The organism is Novosphingobium sediminicola, from assembly GCF_014196525.1.
Lineage (GTDB): Bacteria > Pseudomonadota > Alphaproteobacteria > Sphingomonadales > Sphingomonadaceae > Novosphingobium > Novosphingobium sediminicola.
The window spans coordinates 19647-37887 of sequence record NZ_JACIDX010000021.1 but is presented as its reverse complement, the minus strand read 5'-3'; the positions used below and the strand labels follow the sequence as shown (position 1 = coordinate 37887).

The window sequence follows — 18241 nt, the reverse complement described above, 5'->3', positions numbered from 1 at the left end:
GCCATCATCCATTTGAAAATATGAGATAATTAAACCTTCTTTGCAAACTTTGCCGCTTCGATCGCGGGGCGCAAAGCGGCCAGGATCTCGTCCACCGACAGCAATTCAGCCGGATTGATCGTGATCGTCATCCCTTTCTTGGCTGAATCCGCAACGATATGGCCAAGCAAATCTCCCTCGCTGGAAAACAGGGGAGGGGGGGCCTTGCTCTCGGCCCGCTTGGGGCGCCCGCTGCGGTCTTTTGCGGCTGCGATCAGGCGATCGCACACCTTTGCCGCGTCGATCAGCCTTTCGCCATTTTTCCGCAGGGTTGCCTGCTCGTCCGCGATGATCTGAGCTTCTGCTAGAATACGGTCGCGCTCGATTTCCGCCTTCCAATGCGGCGCCAGCTTGTTTGCATGGGCGGCCTTGACGCTTGCCGTGTCAGGAAATGCCGCGATGACCTCGTCGCTGAGTTCGCCCAGGCGAATAAAATTATAGAGGCTGGTCGGTGCAATCGCCAACCGCTCAGCCATTCTTGCGCGCACACCGCCATAATAGGCCTCAACGGCATGCAGGTAATTGCGCGCCCGCTCCAAATCGGTAACGTCCTCACGCTCTCGGTTCTCAAGATCGGCAAGGCGGAAAGCGCCCTCATCATCGAGCGTCTCGATCCGGGCAATGAATTCTACCTCGGAATGGTTGTTGGCATGCAGCCACGAGACAGACCAATGACGACGGGTCCCGACCAGCAGTTCATAGGGCAGGGGGCCATCATTCGTGCGGCGCACGACAACCGCCTCGCGATTGCGCCCTTCTTCTTTGATGGAATTGATCAGACTTTCACAGCGCTGATAATTCAAATCATTGTAATTTCTAGCATTTCCCGGCCAAATCGAGCATTCGCTGGGTTTAAGGCGGATGGTGGGGCGTTTGACTGTCCGGCTGACTTCACCCAGCGATTGAGCGCGCCGGGCGAGGAATGAGGGATGGGTCGGGCCGGCGTCCGCCGCTTCCACTTCCACATCCTCAAGCGGCGTCAGATCCTCGAAGCGCTCTTCGGGCTCGACCTCAGCGGCGGGTGTGGAAGGGGCCACAGGGACGCCCAAACTCTCAATCGCATTGGCCAGCAGGCTGCGGCGCTTTCCACCCATTGCCATTTATGCCGCCTCCGTCAGCTTGTCGGTGCCGATCTGCGTCATGCGCGACGGCCATTGTTTGCAGATCTCGCGCTCAACTTCCTTGAACACCATGTTCAAATTGTCGCGACACCGCGTAAACGTCTGATGCGAGCCATAGGGTTTGTTGACCTCATAGATCGAAGACATGAGCACGCCCGCGTTCTTGATTTCCTCGGACAGCAAAATAGGCGTCTTAATCATCTGCCCAGCATAGGTTTTTTCCATGACTTGAAGCATTTGCGCCTCATTGGTCCGGTTGGGCTGAAACATCGTGCAAACCACCCGAATGAAGCCATAGTCGATGGTGGGATCAAATTTGCTGATCAGATCCAGCGCTTCGCGGCAGGTCTGCATGAAATGGATCGTCGAGAGATAATCGAGCTGGCGCGCGGGCACAGGGATCAGCAAGCCGTCCGCCGCAGTCAGGGTGTTGATGCCAAGAAAGCCCATGGCCGGCGGCGGATCAAGAATGATCACGTCATAGTCGGCGCGCACTTCCTCCAGACCATCGCGCAACCGGCGAAAGGCATCGGCAATTGCGCCTGCTCCGTCCTCAATCGTCGCGGTCAGCTCCCATTCTGTATCCTGCAAACCCAGATTGGCGGGGCAGATGTCGATATTGGGCCAAGCGGTAGGGCGCACCGTTTTACGGAAGGAATCCGCGTCATCCATTTGCGGCGAAAGAAAATTGGAAAGCGTGTGCGTCTCGTCGATCAGCTCTTCGAGGTTGACGTCAAACATCACCGACATGGATGCTTGGGGGTCGCAATCGACCACCAAGACGCGATAGCCACGCAGCGCCAGATAATCGGCCAAATGCTTCGATGTGGTCGATTTGCTGACCCCGCCCTTGAAGTTTTGAACGGCCACAACCACAGCGCGCTCATCCTCGGCTTTGCCCACCTTGATGCCCAGCGCTTCGCGGATCGCAATCAGGTCTTCGACCGTGTAAAAGCGACGGCCATTCGTGGCCGTCTTGGGCGATGGGAGGCGGCCACGCGCTTCAGCCTTCGCAAGGCCTTCCGGGGTTCGGTTAAGGAACTCGGCTGCCACGGATGCCGACAAGGTGATGTTCAGCGTTTTACGCTCAGAGGGGTCAATCGCTGCTTTGCGAAGTACACTTTTGGCATTTTCACAGGCCGTGATCATGGCATCAAGGGTCTGACCTGACAGCACGCGACATCTCCGATTCTGATTCGGGAAAAAGTTCGTCAAAAATTTCCCATTTCAGCTATCAAATCGGGACATGCGGCGCAATAGGTGCCTTGAGGCAAACCTCTCATGTTTGTGAGGGGCATTAGCGTACAATCGAACGAATTTTGGATGGTTTGCGAAACTGGGGGGAGAAGGGCCTTCTCCGTGACCCTTCGTGTACCTTGTCACTCGAATGCAGTCCCCGTGTTGACTGGGGTCTAATCACACCGCTCCTCGGTGCTGGCGCAATGGCTTCGCGCCGCGAAGGGCCTTCTCCAACTTAACGGAATCGATCCGCTGCGAGCCGCAATTCTTGCCTCCCTTTTCTCAGATGCGGAGATAAGCAGCTTCAATGCGACGCAGATTGCGAACCACGTGACGGATCTGCCCAGCGTCATCGTCATGAACCCACCCTTCGCCCGCTCGGCGTCAGGCCATATCGATGGCGCGGCGGCAGCCCGCCTAAGCGATGAAAGCGCGGCCAAGGGGGAGGTCAGCGTGCGGATGGGCTGTGTCCGGCCGGGCGCGGGGGGCGATGGCGCCGGAGTCCCGATTCCAGCTCTCATAGAGAAACGGCATTGCACGTTTACCCCAAGGTGCGCTTCCCACCATTGCCGACGAGAGGCTTAAACTGATCTGCCATTGGCAATGGCGCGATGCACCCGATGATAATTCTTAACCATATCGCAATGTCTCGGGCGTAACCCTTCACGATAAGATCATTTGTGTCTGGAGCATGTGCGCCTCCAGCGTGCTTCTGGCGAGAAAGAAGGGGCAACGATGCTTTCTGCTGCCCTAACCTCCATCAAACTGCATTGGCGTGATTTCGTTCCCGCTGCTGTCCTCATGATTGTCGTGATAGCGGCTATTGTCGCCGCTACGCTCTGGCCTTCCGGGGATCGGGGCCAGTATGCCGTCGTTGCGCCGCCATCCTATGATTTGGGCCAGACGATCACGATGGTGCGGACTGCCGGCGGCAGCATCGTCGATGTTGGTGGTTTGAAGAACGTTGTGATCCTGCATTCTGCCGACAAGAACGTTGTGGCTGCGCTCTATCACGCGGGCGCGTGGCTGGTCATAGACCCCCACCTGCTTCGGGGTTGCGCAGGATTTCATCGCGTTTCAACCTCTCTTGGAGCCTCTGCCTGATGTCCGATCTCGATAGACTGCGAATTCGATTCGGTCGGTTTCTGGTCATCCTGCTATGGCTGCACATTCCCGTGCTCGCGGCGGTCGCCTTTGCTGTGGGTCGTCCGCCCCTCGCGGCCGGTCTGGCGGGCGCGCTCCTTGCCGGCGCCTATCATCTGACCTGGTGGCGGCATGGGATTACCCCTGTCACGCGCTATCTCTCCGCTGTCGCGCTGATGGGAGAGCCCGCATTGCTCGTCTATCTGCTGGCTGGTCACCAATGGCAGATGGACATGCATATGTATTTCTTTGCGCTGTTGGCGCTGACCATCGCCTGGTGCGACTGGCGCGTGGTCGTGGTGGGCGCTGTGGCCATTGCAATGCACCATATCGTGCTGGATTTCCTTTTGCCTCTCGCCGTTTTTGCCGATGGAGCCGATGTGGGCCGGGTCGGCCTGCATGCCGGAATCGTTGCCCTTCAGACCGGGGTGCTGGTGTGGCTGAGCAGGACGCTGGTCGAGAGCTTTGCGCTCAACAATGAGGCGCTGCGCGAAAGGACGCTGGAGGCGGAAGAGGCCAATCGGGCCAAGAGCCTGTTCCTGGCCAATATGAGCCATGAAATCCGTACCCCGATGAACGCCATTCTGGGATTTTGCCATCTAGCGCTGCGCACCGACATGACGCCCAAGCAGCAGGACTATGTTTCCAAGATCAACGGGGCGGGCCTGTCTCTCTTAAGGCTCATCAACGACATCCTCGATTTCTCCAAGATCGAGGCGGGCAAGCTTTCGCTGGAGATCGCCTCCTTCGACCTGCGGGCCGCGCTGGAAGGCCAACTGGCCATTGCTTCGGTGGAAGCCGCCAAAAAGCGCGTTGCTGTTGAACTTATTATGGACCCCACCGTGCCCGCCACGCTGCTGGGCGATTGCCTGCGCCTCAACCAGATCGTGCTGAACGTGGTCAGCAATGCTGTAAAGTTCACTGAAAACGGCACGGTCACGGTCACGGTCGATCTTTCGGCGCGGCATGGAACGGCCGTGTCGCTTGAAATCTCGGTCAGGGACACGGGCATCGGCATGACGCCCGAGCAGCAGGCCCGGCTGTTTCACTCCTTCACCCAGGCCGACAGTTCGACCACACGCCGGTTTGGCGGCACGGGTCTTGGCCTTGCCATCAGCAAGCAACTGGTCGAGTTGATGGGGGGGCATATCGGGGTCGAAAGCCGTCTCGGGCAGGGGACAACGGTCACGTTTAGCCTGGTGCTTCAGGCCGATGACGCCGCGCCGCCGGTGCAGGACATGCCCTCGGCTGAACTTAAACGGTTGCGCGTGCTGATTGCTGATGACAACCCGGCCTCGCGCGAAATTCTGCAGGCCATGTTCGCGGCATGGTCGATGAACGTCGATGTCGTCGCTTCGGGCAAGGAGGTCTTGGGCGCCCTTGTGACGGCTGCGGCCGACGCGGCGCCTTATGATCTGGTGCTGATGGATTGGAGGATGCCGGATATGAACGGCATCGAAACCGCCCGCGCCATCCGCCAGGATCTTTATCTGGCGAAAGTGCCCAGCGTGTTCCTGGTCACAGCTCACGGACATGACGAGGTCAGGGCCGAGGCGGAAACAGCGAACATCGCCGCCGTGCTGATCAAGCCGATTGATCCGGCAACGATGCTTGCGACAATGAACACGGTTTTCGGTGCAGAGCAACCCGGCCTTCCGGTCGATGATGCTCAGGCCGGGGCGGTTCCGATGGTGGCGGCCCATCTGCGCGGCCTTCGCGTTCTCGTTGCCGAGGACAATCAGATCAATCGCGAGATCGCGATCGAGTTGCTGATGGATGCCGGGTTGCAGGTTGAGGTCGCCGAAAATGGCCGCATCGCCTTGGAGTGCATCAGGGATGCGGCCGAGCCCTTCGACGCCATTCTGATGGATGTGCAAATGCCTGAAATGGACGGAATCGAAGCGACAGTGCGTATCCGTCAAATCCACCCGGCCGGGCGGCTGCCGATCATCGCCATGACGGCCCACGCCTATGAGGCCGAACGGCAGCGCTGTTTGGATGCGGGCATGGATGATCATATTCCCAAGCCGGTCGATCCTGCTTTGCTCGTCAGGAAACTGGACCTTTGGTTGAAGCCGCGCCCGTCTCAAACAGGTTTTGTCGAGACAGCAAGTCCGATTGTGATGCCGATCAAGGCCGATATGCTGCCGGACCACCTGCCTCCGTTCGGCATCGAGGCGGCGCTCGTGCGCGTCAACGGCAAGCGGGCGCTGCTGAGAAAACTCATCGTCGATTTCGGCGATACTTTCGCCATGGTCACTTCGACGCTTCGTGGCCAGATCGCCGCCGGAGATCTGAGCGAGGCGCGGCGTCTTGCCCATACATTGAAGGGCGTTGCTGGGACGTTGGAGGTCGGCGCGGTTGCCGAAGCGGCCAAGTGCATTGAAGCCGCGCTGGCCCAATCTGATCTCAGCAGGATCGATGAGCAGTTGGATGTGCTTGCCCAGGCTATCCTGCCCGCGCTCGCCGCCTCGGCAACGCTGAAAGGGGTGTCGCAGCCGACTTTGACGCAATCAGACGTGCAGCTCGATTATTCCGAATGGGCCTCGCAGATCGAAGAGATTCGCGGCTTGCTGCGGCGCCGAAGCCTTGGCGCCCGCAAAGCTTTCCAGGAACTTGAAGAGACACTCGGCACAAGGCCTGAGGCTGCAGGACTGCATGCGGTAAAGGCCGCGCTCGCCAGACTCAATTTCGAAGAGGCTCTTACGCAATTGGATCTGATACCGGGCGCGGATACCCGAGAATGCGGGACGGCGCCTTTGGCGGCGGTGAACTTGTAATGGGCCGGCCTCTGGTTCTTATCGTCGATGACGAGGTCTCGAATATCGAGATCATGAATGCGGCGCTGGAGGATGATTATGAGATCTGCTTCGCCACATCCGGCGAAGAGGCCATAACGGTCGCGCAGGCGAGCCTGCCCGATCTCATTTTGCTGGACGTGCTCATGCCGGGCACCGACGGGTATGAGGTCTGCCGCCGATGCAAGGCCGATCCGCTGATCGCCGATGTCCCGATCATCTTCACCACCGGGCTTGGCGATGAGGAATCCGAGGCGAACGGTCTTTTGCTCGGCGCGATCGACTATATCGTCAAGCCGATCCACCCGGCTATCGTGCGTGCACGCGTTCATAATCATATCGAATTGAAGCGCATGCGCGATCAACTTGCCGAACTGGCGGTCACTGACGCGTTGACGGGACTCAGCAATCGTCGCCGGCTCGAACAGACCCTCGATGTGGAAACCTCCAGACTTTCACGCACCGACGACTGGCTTTCGGTGATCATGCTCGACATAGACTTCTTCAAGCAATTCAACGATGCCTATGGCCATCCCGAGGGTGATAACTGTATCGTGATGATCGCGGCAGCGCTGCAACGCGCGGTTCGGCGCGCCTCGGATCTGACCGCCCGTTATGGCGGCGAGGAGTTTGCCTGCGTTCTGCCTGCCACTGATCACGAAGCGGCCGTGATTGTGGCAAACTCCATCATGGAGCAGGTCCGTTCGCTGGGCATACCGCACCGGAATTCGGAGGTTGGCCCCTATGTGACCGTCAGCGTGGGCATCGCGTCAGCGCGGTGCAGGCCGGGATTGGCGCGGGACCTTTGGGTCAAGGTCGCGGACAATCAGCTTTATCTCGCCAAGGTCGCCGGGAGGAACAAGGTCGTCGGAACTGTGTTTGGGATCGAAAACAGTGAGGAGTCCCAATATATGACGTTACGGGACCATGGAGTTGCACCGGCGAGGTTATAGAAGCCTGCCCTGAGCCATACGGCGATGCCCCATCGGCGCACAGGTTGCGGTCACAGAAAACACCGATCAAAACATAGGGTGCCGGCGCCAAGAGAAGCCGCATCTCCCTGAACGCAGGATGCGACCAGCGCGGGAAAGGCCCGGTCGCGCCCCCGCACCGGAACGCTGTAGAAGTTCAGGGCCTGGATGAGCCTTTCGGCAACAGGCGCAGGCAGGCGACCGCCCAGAACGATGGCTGCCGGATCGACAATCGCGGCGATGGCTGAAATGATCGAAGAGGTGGCAGGGGCAACCCGTTCGATCCACGCGCCGACGGCAGCGCCATCGGGATCGAGAGAAGCCGCGAAATCGGTCAGCGATTGCCCGGCATCAGCCCCCGCCATATCGGCCAGCAAGGCCAACGTCGGGCGATGCCGGCGCAGATCGGGGGGCAGCATGCCGGTAAATTCCCCCGCATTGCCATGAACCCCGCGCATCAGCCTGCCATTCAAGATGATGCCGCCGCCCATGCCGCGGTCCACATAGAGATAGGCGAAACTGGGATATTCCCGTCCCTGACCATAAATGGATTCGCCCAGCGCCGCCGCGCTGCCGTCATTCTCGACCAAGACAGGCAGGCCCAGCGCATGGCTGAAATCCCGCTCCAACTCGCCCGTGGCCCAATCCTCCATGCCCAGCGGGGCGTTGATCCGACGTTGATCATCCACGAAGAAGCCCGAAATCGCCAGACCCAGCCCGCAGACACGGTCGCGCGGCACGCCGGTCTGATCGACGATCCGCTCAACAGCGGCCCTGACCCGGACCATCGTTTCCTCGCGGGTCAGGCCGCAATGGGTTTCCTCGACGGTGGCAACGATCTCGCCCGACAGATGGGTCAGACAGACCGCCAGCGAATCCGCGCGCACCGCCGCGCCAAAAGCATAGGCCGCGTGCCGGGCCAACAGCAGCGGCAGGCTGGGTTGTCCCATCCGGCCCATCATCACCTTTTCCTCGGCCACGATCAGGCCCTCGCCGGCCAGTTGCCCCGTCAGGCGGCTGACGGTGGGCATGGCCAGACCACTGCGCCGGGCGATTTCCGCGCGTGAGATCGGGCCTTCCAGCCTGATCAGGGCCAACACTTCGCGCTCATTGGCCGAGAGCGAGCGAAAGGGATCGGGCAGGACAAGATCGCGTCCGAAAGGTGTGATTCTGGCGTCTGCGGCATCCGATGGTCTGTTCATGGCGGTTCTTATGAGGCTTTTTCCAGCCTATGGCGACGATGAGATTGCACGTCATGGTGTACAAGAATCAAGGCCCCGGCCGCCATGATCAGCAGGATGCCCGCAATGGGCCGGATCGAGGCCGCATCACCGGGCAGGATGGGGGCAAGATATCCTTGAAGCCATGCGCCCATGGCCATGATGGCCAAACCTTGCCCAAGCTTGGCGCTGGCGGTGAAGCCGCCAAAAGTGCTGAAAGCGTCCTTTCGCCGTGTGTTCGCGGCAAGATCGGTCCAGAGCAGGAAAAGGCAGCCCCCGCTGACCAATCCGCATAGCAGACCCGCCACCCCGCTGCCGACCGGCTGGTGCAGAGGTGCCAGAACGAGCGCAATCCCGGCGATTATGCCCGAAATCATGATTTCACCTTGAAGGCGCAGGCGCAGGCGCAGGCGCGGGTGTGGGGCCTGCATGCTGCGCCAGCGCCAGAACGGTTGACCGATGGTGCCGCCCAGCGAAACGCTGGTCAGGAACGTGGTGGCGGCAAACCCCTGCGCGATGACCCGGCTGACCAGATAGGGCTCAAGCTGGGTAAATCCGGTGATCATCAACGAGACCAGACCCATGCGGGCGAAATGAAGCCATGGTTGCGCGCCATCCTGCCCTTCCGCCGCCGGGATGTCGGGCTGTGCGTCCGGTAAATGGCGTGCCAGCAAGGCGACGCCCGTGATCTGAATGATGCTGATCGCGCAGACCAGAGCGAGAAAGCGGGCGGGGCTCTGGCCCGATGGCGCGCCGGTCATGATCGGCACAAATGCCAGAGCGAGCATCATTCGAGCCATGCCCCCCACGATGTTGCGGCCCGCCACCACCGTGGCGATTCCCCGGTCCGACCACTGCGCCCATGACAGGAGCGCATTTTGTGGAATGTCGATCAGCGCATAGAACAGCCGCAGCCCCATCAGCGTCGCCACCGCACAGGCCACCCGCCAGTTGGTGTCAACAAAGGCGGTCAGGGCAAATAGCAGCAAAAGCAGGCCATTGCCGATCCCGCCGATCAGTTGCAGGCGGATGATCTGTCCCGGCCTGATCACGATGGCCTGAAGCATGGTCCCGGCGAAGGCATCGGCCAGCGCCGCCAGCAGGATCGACAGGCCGACGATCAGCCCGGTGATGGCCGGGGCGATCCCGCAAATCTGATTGAGATAGAACACGAAATAGAGATCGCTGATGGTCCAGAACAGCGTTTTTCCGCCATGGGCCAACAGATAGGCCGCTATGCTTGCGGTGGGGGTGTATGGAGCATCCCTGTCGTTTTGCCGGATCGGATCAACGCTGCTCATCTTGATCGGGCCTCTTAACGCGCCCGCGATACCTCGCTGCGGGCAGCCTCCAAATCCTTGCGGAAGCGGGGCGATCCGTGAAGCCCGGCCACGATTGCCGCCGCCGCCTGACGCCCGGCTTCGACCGCCGACACGCTATGCGCGCCGCATATGACCCGGCTGTTACCATAATCCCTTGCCCGTTGCAGGATGGCATCGCCCCTTTCGGGAAAGAGTTCCGCCAGCACCAGCCCCACCGATGTGCCCCAACTGGTATGGCCGGAGGGGTAATCATAGCTGTGGGATAATTGCTGCTTATCCTCGCACACGGGGCCATCGTCACGCAGGAACGGGCGCGGTCGGGCATAAAGCGGTTTGACCGCATTGACGGCTGCCGCCGCATCCGGACGCATGGTCAGCAGCAGCCGGGCCAGCGCGGGATAGGCGCCGGGCGTCAGCGTCCGGCCCGTCGCCTTGGAGAAGTCGGCCAGCATCGCGGGCACGGCTTCGTCCACATCGTTGATGGCCTGTTGCCAGCGCGGGCTATCGGCCGGGGCGCGGCCGGTCAGGAACGTTTCGCGGTCGCGCCGGTCAAGCCATGTGCCCGGTTCGGGCGGGGTTGGGATGAAAGCTCGCAGATCGACCCCGTTGCCTGCAAGGTAGCGCTGCTGCGTCCGGGCCGGCGCGGGTTGGGCCAGTGCTGGTTGAGTTAATATGGTCAGCAGCATGGCCGATATCCAATAGGATTTCATATCGGTCACCTCAGATAGAACTGGCGTTTGAAGGCAAACATATCCGCCAGCAGGCAATATTCCGGCGCGCCCAGCGCAATGACCGGCACCTTGCGGGCCAGTTCGGCCTTCCACCGGGCCAGATCAGCGCGATAGGCGACGACCTCCGCATCGGTAAGCGGGGCGAATTGATAGCCCAGCGTGATGTGGAAACGGTAATTCTCATGCCCCGGCTCGCGGATGCCGGTGACCTGCGAAAGATGGTCGCGCAAATGCCTCAGGCGATGCGTGGTATCTTCATCGGCGGGCAGCAACCGGATGGTGAGCGGCGTTTCGCCGATGGGCGGTTCATCCGGGTTGACGCGCATGTGGAAAGGTCCGGCATCCTTGCCCATGCGAAAACGCTTCAGCCTTTCGGCCAGCACGGCGTTGCAGGCGTCCATCGGCATGTCCAGCGGCAGGCTGGCGGGCCATTGCGGATAGGCGCGCGTCTTGTCATTCGCACCGCCAAAGATGGTCATGTGATAGCTGGACGGCGGCAGGGCGGTCACCTTGCGCATCCAGTCGCGAGACGGCATGGCGCGATAAATATCAAGCAACGCATCGAAAGCCTGCGAAGCTTCGCCCTGTTGCGGCAGGTGGCAGATGATTGTGTTGCCCGCAAAGGGCAGGACGCGGCCATCATCGGCGAATTTTCGTCCGACATCGGGCGGCCGTGACGTCTGTGTTGTGGTTTGCCCCATCGCGTCCTGGGCGTTCATGCTGACAAGGCTCAAAGCTGCCCCTTCCAGAAATCGTCTGCGTGTGGTCACAGCTTCACCCCTCACAATTTGACCTTGGCGCCAAACAGGATTTGCGTGGGCAGTTTCCATGTCGACTGGAACATCTCCTGATTATAGCCATAGCGATAGGTCATGCCCTGTGCCGTCACATTCTGAATGTCGAGGCTGACCGAGATGTTGCTGGTCAGATCATAGGACATTTGCAGATCGACATTGTTTGTCGGCTGCTGAATGCGGTTGGCGTAAAAGCCGGTCGGGGTGAAATTGGGGAAGCGGTCATCCCACAGGCGCCCCAGATAATTCCATGCAATACGGCCATGCATCTTGCCCTTGTCATAATAGAGCGAGGCATTGACGATGCGCCCAGGTTGCTGGGGCAGGCTGTCGAGAATTCTCACCGATCCATCGCTGAGCGTGATGGGCATATGAGCGCGGGCAAGGGTGAGGTTCGCATTGAAGCCAAATCCGTCGAGGGCAGGGGCGATGAAGCCCAGATCATGCGACAGGCTGGCCTCCAGCCCATAGGCGCGGGTCAGGCCCGATGCATTGCGGAATTGCGTGACCAGCACAGGCGCAGCCACGCCGTCGATGGTCTGATAGGCGCCAAAGCTGTAGATCTCGTCTTTGATCCATTTGTAAAAGCCGTTGATCGCCAGCATCCCTTTGCCGCCGTCGAAATACCACTCATGGCCAAGGTCCAGATTGATCGCGCGGCGCGCTTTCAGATCAGGGTTGCCCGTGGCCAGAGTGGGCGTCGCGCTGGTGGTGCTGAGCGTACCGCCGTGCAGCGCCATGCCGCCATAGGACGGGCGGCCGAGTGTCATGCTGATGGCAAAGCGCAGCTTGCCCGCATCGCTGTCGTTCCAGATAACGTTGAGCGAGGGGAGCAGGTTGGTGGTGTTGCGGGTCGCGCTGATCGGGGCATAGATGCCGTTGGTGGCCTGCGTGCTGGCGGAATGGAAGTTGGTGGCCTCAAGCCGAACGCCGCCCTGAATGAACAGGCGGTCGCTGCGGTACTGTCCTTGCAGATAACCGGCCCAGATCTGTTCCTTCAAACTGTAGGTGCCGCCCGCGTTCGAGACGGTATTGGGCGTGGCGGTGATGCCCGTGCTGCCTGCAAAGGCGGTATCCAGGGAGGACGGGTTGATGAGCGGGATGGGGCTGTCGCATTGATAGCCGCAGATTGTGCCATTGCTGACATTGGCCAGCGTATAGGCCATGCCGGTATAGGTGGTGCCATTGTAGCCATAGTTCTGGCGCGTGATCATCAGGCGTGCACCGGCTTTGACGCCAAAGCCGATGTCCTTTGCCCCGGCATTGCGCCCCAGATTGGCCTGAAAATCATAGCGGTTGGAGTTGAGGCCATAGGTTTCCTCAACACGGGTTGTGGCGGGATAGAGCGAAAGATTGTTGGCATTGGCCGCGCTTACCGGCGTGAACACCGGCACCGCGCCGCCAATGTCATAGTTGAACGCCATTCTGGTCTGGGCAAAACTGTCGGCGGTTTGCGGATTGCTGACATAGCCGTGCGACCAGCTTGCCCCGAAATCGGCCAGCCAGCCATCGCCCAATTCGGCCTTGCCGCGCCCATAGACGCCATAGACATGGCGGCGCCAGTGATAGCGCCCCAGCATCACCGTTTGCGTCAGATTGCTGAGCGTGCCGGTGGTGGCGGTCTGGTTGGTGTCGGTGGTGCTCGATTGCACGGCGGCGTTAAGCGTGTTGCGCGATGAGTCCTCCTTCTGATCGAAATAATATCCGGTCAGAAAAGCCGAAAGCCCATGATCGCCCGCCCAGTCCAGCCGTCCTTCGATCCCGGCCCGCTGGCGCTCGTTCTGGTAATTGTAATAGAGGCGCTGGCTGGGCACGGGATAGGTATTGCCGCCATAGGGCGTGGTGGCGGCGCCTGCCGCGGTGTACCAGTTTTGCGTGCCACCGGCCTCTTGCTGTGCGACATTGATCTGGCGGCGCCAATAGGTCCCGGAGAGATAGAGGCCGAACTGGCGATCGCTGCCGAAGCGAGTGGCGCCGGACATTTGCGCCTCGCCCACGAAATGATTGCCGCCATTGCTTTTACTGTCCAGCGCCTGTCCGCCTTTCAGCGATGCCGACAGGGTTGGTTTGGCAAAATCAAAGGCGCTGGGCGTGACGAAATTGGCAAGGCCCCCGACAAAGCCGGCTTCGTTTTCCGGGCTGGCGGATTTGATGATGTCAATATGCGAGGCGATGTTGGCGGGCAACACCTCCATCGAGATCTGGCGTCCGTTGGTGTTGGTCGTGCCCATGTTGACGTCGGTGGAGGCAAGGCCGAAACCATCGACCAGAATGTCATTATAGCCCTGTGAAAAGCCGCGAATGATCACGAAGCGCGGCTCGCCCTGATAGAGCAGCGTGTTGACGCCGGTAACCCGGCGCAAGGCGTCGCCCGCGTTGAAATCGGGCAATTGGCCAATTTCGCTGGAGGAAACGGAATCGACAATCACGGTGGCCTGGCGTTTGACGGCTATGCCTTTTTGCATCGAGGCGCGAGTGCCGGTGACGACAATGTCCGAAATGGCCGCGCCCGCTGCCGAATCCCCGGTTGCCGTAGCACCGGCCGGCCATGCCGCAGGTTCCGCATGGGCAGGAATTGCCCCGATAATTGGCAAGCCCGCGCCAAGCAGCAGCGCGCCTTTGAACGTCCGAATCATGCAGCATTCCCTCTCTGAAGATACTTATTTATCTATCGTTAGTAAGTAAGATTTATGACAGACCGGTCGATGATGCAAGAGGGCAAAGGAGTTCTGCGCGTTTCACCGGTCGGAAATGCCACAATTGTCGGCCCAATGTACCGTCGCGATAATCGCGGGGTTGATACAGGGATCGGCGTCACGATGGGCCGGACAGGCGCAGATCATCGGACCGTTGCAGGTCTTTCGCGTATCTGAGGGGAGCCAGCCCACGGCCATTTCGCTTCACAGCCGTGCAATCTTGCGCCGGCATCGGATGGCGTCGTTGGCCCCGACCTGTTGAGTAGCGCCCGATTTTTCCTTCGTTGCAGGCAAAAATGCGTAGGCTTATTGACATGCCCTTCAGTCTGAGCCTATTTATAAGATAAATGAGATTTCAAAAGACTGACGCCAAGCCTTAAGGGAGGGTATTCGTGACTCGCAAAACATATGGCGCCGCAATGGTGAGCGCTCTGGCACTGGCCGTGGCCGCAAGCCCGGCGATGGCGGCCGATGAGACCCCGGCACCCCAGGATATCGTGGTCACCGGCCTGCGCGCTTCGCTGCGTGACGCCATCTCGGCCAAGCGCGCCTCGGCGGTCGTGACCGAAACGATTTCTTCCAAGGATATCGGCGTCTTGCCCGATGTGACCATTGCCGATGCGCTGGCCCGCCTGCCAGGCGTGACGGCCACGCGTGATCGCGGCAATGCCAGCCAGGCTTCGGTGCGCGGCCTTGGCCCCCGTCTGGTGCTGGGGCTGGTCAACGGGCGCGAAGTGGCGTCTTCCGAGCCGGACCGCAATGTGCGTTGGGAAATCTATCCTTCCGAAGCCGTGTCGGGCGTGACCGTCTATAAGTCGCAGGGCGCCGATCTGATCGCGGGTGGCGTGGCCGCCACGATCGACATCCGCACGATCCGCCCGCTCGATTATTCCGGGCCGCGCCTGACGCTGCGCGCCGGGGCGCAGATGAACGATCCGGGCTTCCGCATTCCCAATTATGACACCGTGGGTACTCGCGGCAGCCTGCAATATGTGACGCGGTTGAGCGACACGCTGGGCCTCTCGCTGGGCGGGACCTATCAGAAGCAGAAGAACGGCTATTCCTCGTTCCAGGGCTGGGGCTATAACAATGCCGACGCCGGCAACAGCCCGCCCACCTATAACGGCCAGTCCGTCAACGCCCCGTGGGGCGCGCAGGCCGAGGTCAAGGCGCTGATCGAGGAACGCTGGAGCACCAGTGCGGGGCTGCAATGGAAGCCCGACGATCACTGGGATGTGAACGCCGATTTCCTCTATTCCAATGTGAAGATCAACGAGAACCAGTTCCAGCAATGGCATGGCGGCTGGGGCGATTGGGGCGGCACCTTGCCCGACGCCACCTATGGCGCGGGTCAGTTCACGCTGGCGGGCAATGACATCGTAGGCGCCACGGTGGGCAATTACAAAACCACCGTCACCAATGTGATCGCCAAATATACCGAGGACAAGAACCTGTTGGCGACGGGCCTCAACGCCCGCTATCACGCCGATGATGTCACGGTGAAGCTCGACGCTTCCTATTCGCAGGCCCGCCGCAACAACACCTGGGCCGCGCAGGAATGGAATGTCTGGCCCCAGAGCGTGACCTTCAACACCGCCGCAGGCTCCGTCCCCTCGATTTCGACGGCCACCGATGTGACGGCCCCCTCGGCCCAGTCCTATGCGGGCACCGGCCTGACCGGGCCGCAACGCCTTGTCGATACGCTGGGCGCTCTGGCGATGGACTTCAATTACAAGCTGCATGGCGGGATCATCACCGCGCTCAATGCCGGTCTGCGCTATTCGAACCGCGTCAAGAGCTTCAACTCGCTGACCGGCGGCACGGTCAATCTGACTTCCACGCCCAATTTTTCGTCCTTCAACATCACGGGCGGCGGCTTCAGCTTCCCCAACATGCTCTATGCCAATTACGACGCGATTTCCTCGCTCAACCTGAACACCGCGACGCAGGACAAGACCCAGTACTGGCGCGTGCGTGAGGATGATTTCGAGGCCTATGCGATGGCCGAACTGGCGGGCAATCTGGGCGCTGTGCCTTATTACGGCAATCTGGGCGTGCGCATGGTCGATGTCTCCACCGGGTCGAGCGCCTATCAGGGCGTGACCTCGTGGAACGGCAGCGCCAATGTCACGACCTATAACCCGATCTATGCGCCCAACCACTATTTCCGCGCGCTGCCCAGCCTCAACCTCAATTTCGACCTGAACGATCATCTCAAGCTGCGCGCGGGCGCGGCGCGGGTGCTCAGCCGTCCGCCGCTCGACGAACTGCGCGCCAGCCAGAACCTGTCCTACTATCCGCCTTCCTATCTGTCGGGCAGCGCGGGCAATCCCAATCTCAAGCCCTTCATGGCCACGCAGGGCGACCTGAGCCTTGAATATTACTTCCACAAGGATGCAGTGATCGCGCTGGCGGGCTATTACAAGGATGTCGACAGCAATGTCGGCTATACCCAGTACCCCACCACCATCGCGGGCACGACCTATACGATCACCGGCCCTGCCAATGGCAAGGGCGGCTATATCGGCGGCGCGGAACTCTCGCTCTCCACGCCGTTCTGGTTTGTTCCGGCCCTGTCGAACTTTGGGGTCTATACCAATGTTGCCTTGGTGGATTCGAACCTGAAGGAAATGACGCCCACCTATAATCCGCTGCCCGCCGTGGGCATGGCCAAGTTCACCAGCCAGTTCGACCTGTGGTATTCGGGCCATGGCATCGACGCGCGCATCGGCATCAAGCATCACAGCCCGCAGACCGTGATCTTCGGCTGGGACGCATCGAAGCTGACGCGGATGGAAAGCGAGACGATTGTGGGGGCCAGCGTGTCCTATGCGATCACCAAGGCGATCTCCTTGCGCGTTCAGGCCAACAACCTGACCAATCAGGCCGCCCGCTTCTATTACGCCAACGATCCCAACCAGATCGCCCGTTATGAAAAGTATGGCCCCAGCTATCTGGCCGACGTGACGGTCAAGTTCTGATCCGAGGGGCCACCGGCGTTGAAACCGGCGGCCCTTCCAACCTCTCTCACAGCAAAAGGGCCGCGAGGATTGCTCCTCGCGGCCCTTTTCGTTGGCGCGGGTTTTGCGTTATTTCCGCGTCATTTCCAAAAAACGCATGACGGGCAGGGCCTCATGCCGCTTGATATCAAACCAAGCGGCATTTTCCCAATCCGATCCCACGCCCCAGCGCGTCTTGCATCCGGTCGAAACCCGGTCGGGCGCCCAATAGACCACGCCATTGCCGCCATTGGCCACCACCAGTTTCGTCAGATCCTCCATATAGCGCGCCTGCCCCTCGCGGGTGACGGGATATTCGGGCAGGGCCGAATCCGAGCCCAGCAGATTGCCGGTCGTATCGCCATATTCATTGGTGAAGGGATAGGCCGTTTCCACCACCCAGACATCCGCGCCATAGCGCTTGTGGGCCGCATCGATCACCTTGCCCAGACCGGAAAGGTTGTATTTCGACCATTTGGAATAATAGCTGATGCCGATGATGTCATAATCCATCACCCCGGCGGCCGTCGCATCGTCGAACCAGCCGATCACGTTTTCCGGCTGGGCAATATGCAGCATCACCTTCATCGGATGGGCATAGGCCTTGGCCGCCTCGCGCACGGCGGCGACACCGGCGTTGATCAGGCGCGCATTGCGCTCCCAGTTGATCTTGCCGTCCTTGGTGCCGCCCAGCAGTTCGGGGTTGGTCTCATTGCCGACCTGAACGAAGGCGGGCAATTGCCCTTCCTTGGCCAGACGGTCGAGGATCTCGCGCGTGTAATCATGCAGCGCCTTGACCTGTTCGTCGGTAGAAAGTTTGGCCCATGCGGCGGGCGCGATCTGCTTTTCGCCATCGGCCCAATCGTCCGAATAATGGAAGTCGAGCAGCACCTCCAGCCCCGCCGAATGGGCGCGGCGGATGGTTTTGAGCACATCCTCATAGGTGCTGTATTTGGTCCAGCCGGGCGCGTTCCAGATGCGCACGCGCATGATATTGCCGCCATGCGCCTTCATCGCCACAAAAGGATCGACCGGCTTGCCGCCCTCGCGAAAGACCGCGCCGCAATCCTCCATCTCGTTGGTGAAAGACAGATCCGCCCCCAGATAGAGTTTGGGCGCAGCAGAAGCCAGCAGGGCGGCGGCAAGAAGTCCAAGGGCCATGGTTTCA

General features: G+C 60.5%; 12 protein-coding genes. 4 read left to right on the top strand and 8 right to left on the bottom strand.

Annotation, left to right across the window (positions count from 1 at the left end; genetic code table 11):
- Window positions 1–29 precede the first annotated feature (29 nt).
- Together GGR38_RS20965 and GGR38_RS20960 are read right to left on the bottom strand one after the other, a co-directional pair.
- Window positions 30–1139, bottom strand: a complete 1110-nt coding sequence (locus GGR38_RS20965; protein WP_183628431.1) for a ParB/RepB/Spo0J family partition protein — start codon at window positions 1137–1139, stop codon at window positions 30–32.
- Window positions 1140–2336: an AAA family ATPase gene (locus tag GGR38_RS20960; RefSeq protein WP_183628429.1), complete on the bottom strand. Its 1197-nt coding sequence runs from the start codon at window positions 2334–2336 to the stop codon at window positions 1140–1142.
- Between the two features lie 798 nt (window positions 2337–3134).
- On the opposite strand from GGR38_RS20960, the gene GGR38_RS20955 reads away from it, so the two are divergent.
- From GGR38_RS20955 to GGR38_RS20945, 3 genes are read left to right on the top strand one after another with little or no spacing between them, the layout of a single operon-like run.
- Window positions 3135–3503 carry a hypothetical protein gene (locus tag GGR38_RS20955; protein WP_183628427.1) on the top strand — a complete coding sequence of 123 codons (369 nt, stop codon included), beginning with the start codon at window positions 3135–3137 and terminating at the stop codon, window positions 3501–3503.
- Window positions 3503–6322 carry a hybrid sensor histidine kinase/response regulator gene (locus GGR38_RS20950; RefSeq protein WP_246405125.1) on the top strand — a complete coding sequence of 940 codons (2820 nt, stop codon included), beginning with the start codon at window positions 3503–3505 and terminating at the stop codon, window positions 6320–6322. Before GGR38_RS20955 ends, GGR38_RS20950 begins: the two co-directional genes overlap by 1 nt.
- A complete protein-coding gene (locus GGR38_RS20945) occupies window positions 6286–7293 on the top strand; it encodes a diguanylate cyclase (RefSeq protein WP_246405124.1) in 1008 nt (335 codons plus the stop codon). The genes GGR38_RS20950 and GGR38_RS20945 overlap by 37 nt, the downstream gene beginning before the upstream one ends.
- A gap of 50 nt (window positions 7294–7343) precedes the next feature.
- Here GGR38_RS20945 and GGR38_RS20940 read toward each other — a convergent pair whose 3' ends face one another.
- From GGR38_RS20940 to GGR38_RS20920, 5 genes are read right to left on the bottom strand one after another with little or no spacing between them, the layout of a single operon-like run.
- Window positions 7344–8513: an ROK family transcriptional regulator gene (locus tag GGR38_RS20940; protein WP_183628425.1), complete on the bottom strand. Its 1170-nt coding sequence runs from the start codon at window positions 8511–8513 to the stop codon at window positions 7344–7346.
- 8 nt (window positions 8514–8521) lie between these two features.
- Window positions 8522–9832, bottom strand: coding sequence for an MFS transporter (locus GGR38_RS20935; RefSeq protein ID WP_183628423.1), 1311 nt, complete (start codon window positions 9830–9832; stop codon window positions 8522–8524).
- A 14-nt stretch (window positions 9833–9846) separates the two neighbouring features.
- The gene (locus GGR38_RS20930) at window positions 9847–10539 is read right to left on the bottom strand and encodes an acid phosphatase (protein ID WP_183628421.1); all 693 of its coding nucleotides are present in this window, start codon (window positions 10537–10539) and stop codon (window positions 9847–9849) included.
- Between the two features lie 29 nt (window positions 10540–10568).
- The gene (locus GGR38_RS20925) at window positions 10569–11354 is read right to left on the bottom strand and encodes a DUF1868 domain-containing protein (RefSeq protein ID WP_221227192.1); all 786 of its coding nucleotides are present in this window, start codon (window positions 11352–11354) and stop codon (window positions 10569–10571) included.
- A gap of 11 nt (window positions 11355–11365) precedes the next feature.
- Window positions 11366–14014, bottom strand: coding sequence for a TonB-dependent receptor (locus GGR38_RS20920; RefSeq protein WP_183628419.1), 2649 nt, complete (start codon window positions 14012–14014; stop codon window positions 11366–11368).
- Window positions 14015–14466: 452 nt separating this feature from the next.
- Here GGR38_RS20920 and GGR38_RS20915 point away from each other — a divergent pair, with 452 nt between their 5' ends.
- Window positions 14467–17055, top strand: coding sequence for a TonB-dependent receptor (locus GGR38_RS20915; protein ID WP_183628417.1), 2589 nt, complete (start codon window positions 14467–14469; stop codon window positions 17053–17055).
- 108 nt (window positions 17056–17163) lie between these two features.
- On the opposite strand, the gene GGR38_RS20910 is transcribed toward GGR38_RS20915, so the two are convergent.
- The gene (locus GGR38_RS20910; RefSeq protein WP_183628415.1) at window positions 17164–18234 is read right to left on the bottom strand and encodes a glycoside hydrolase family 53 protein; all 1071 of its coding nucleotides are present in this window, start codon (window positions 18232–18234) and stop codon (window positions 17164–17166) included.
- Window positions 18235–18241 lie beyond the last annotated feature (7 nt).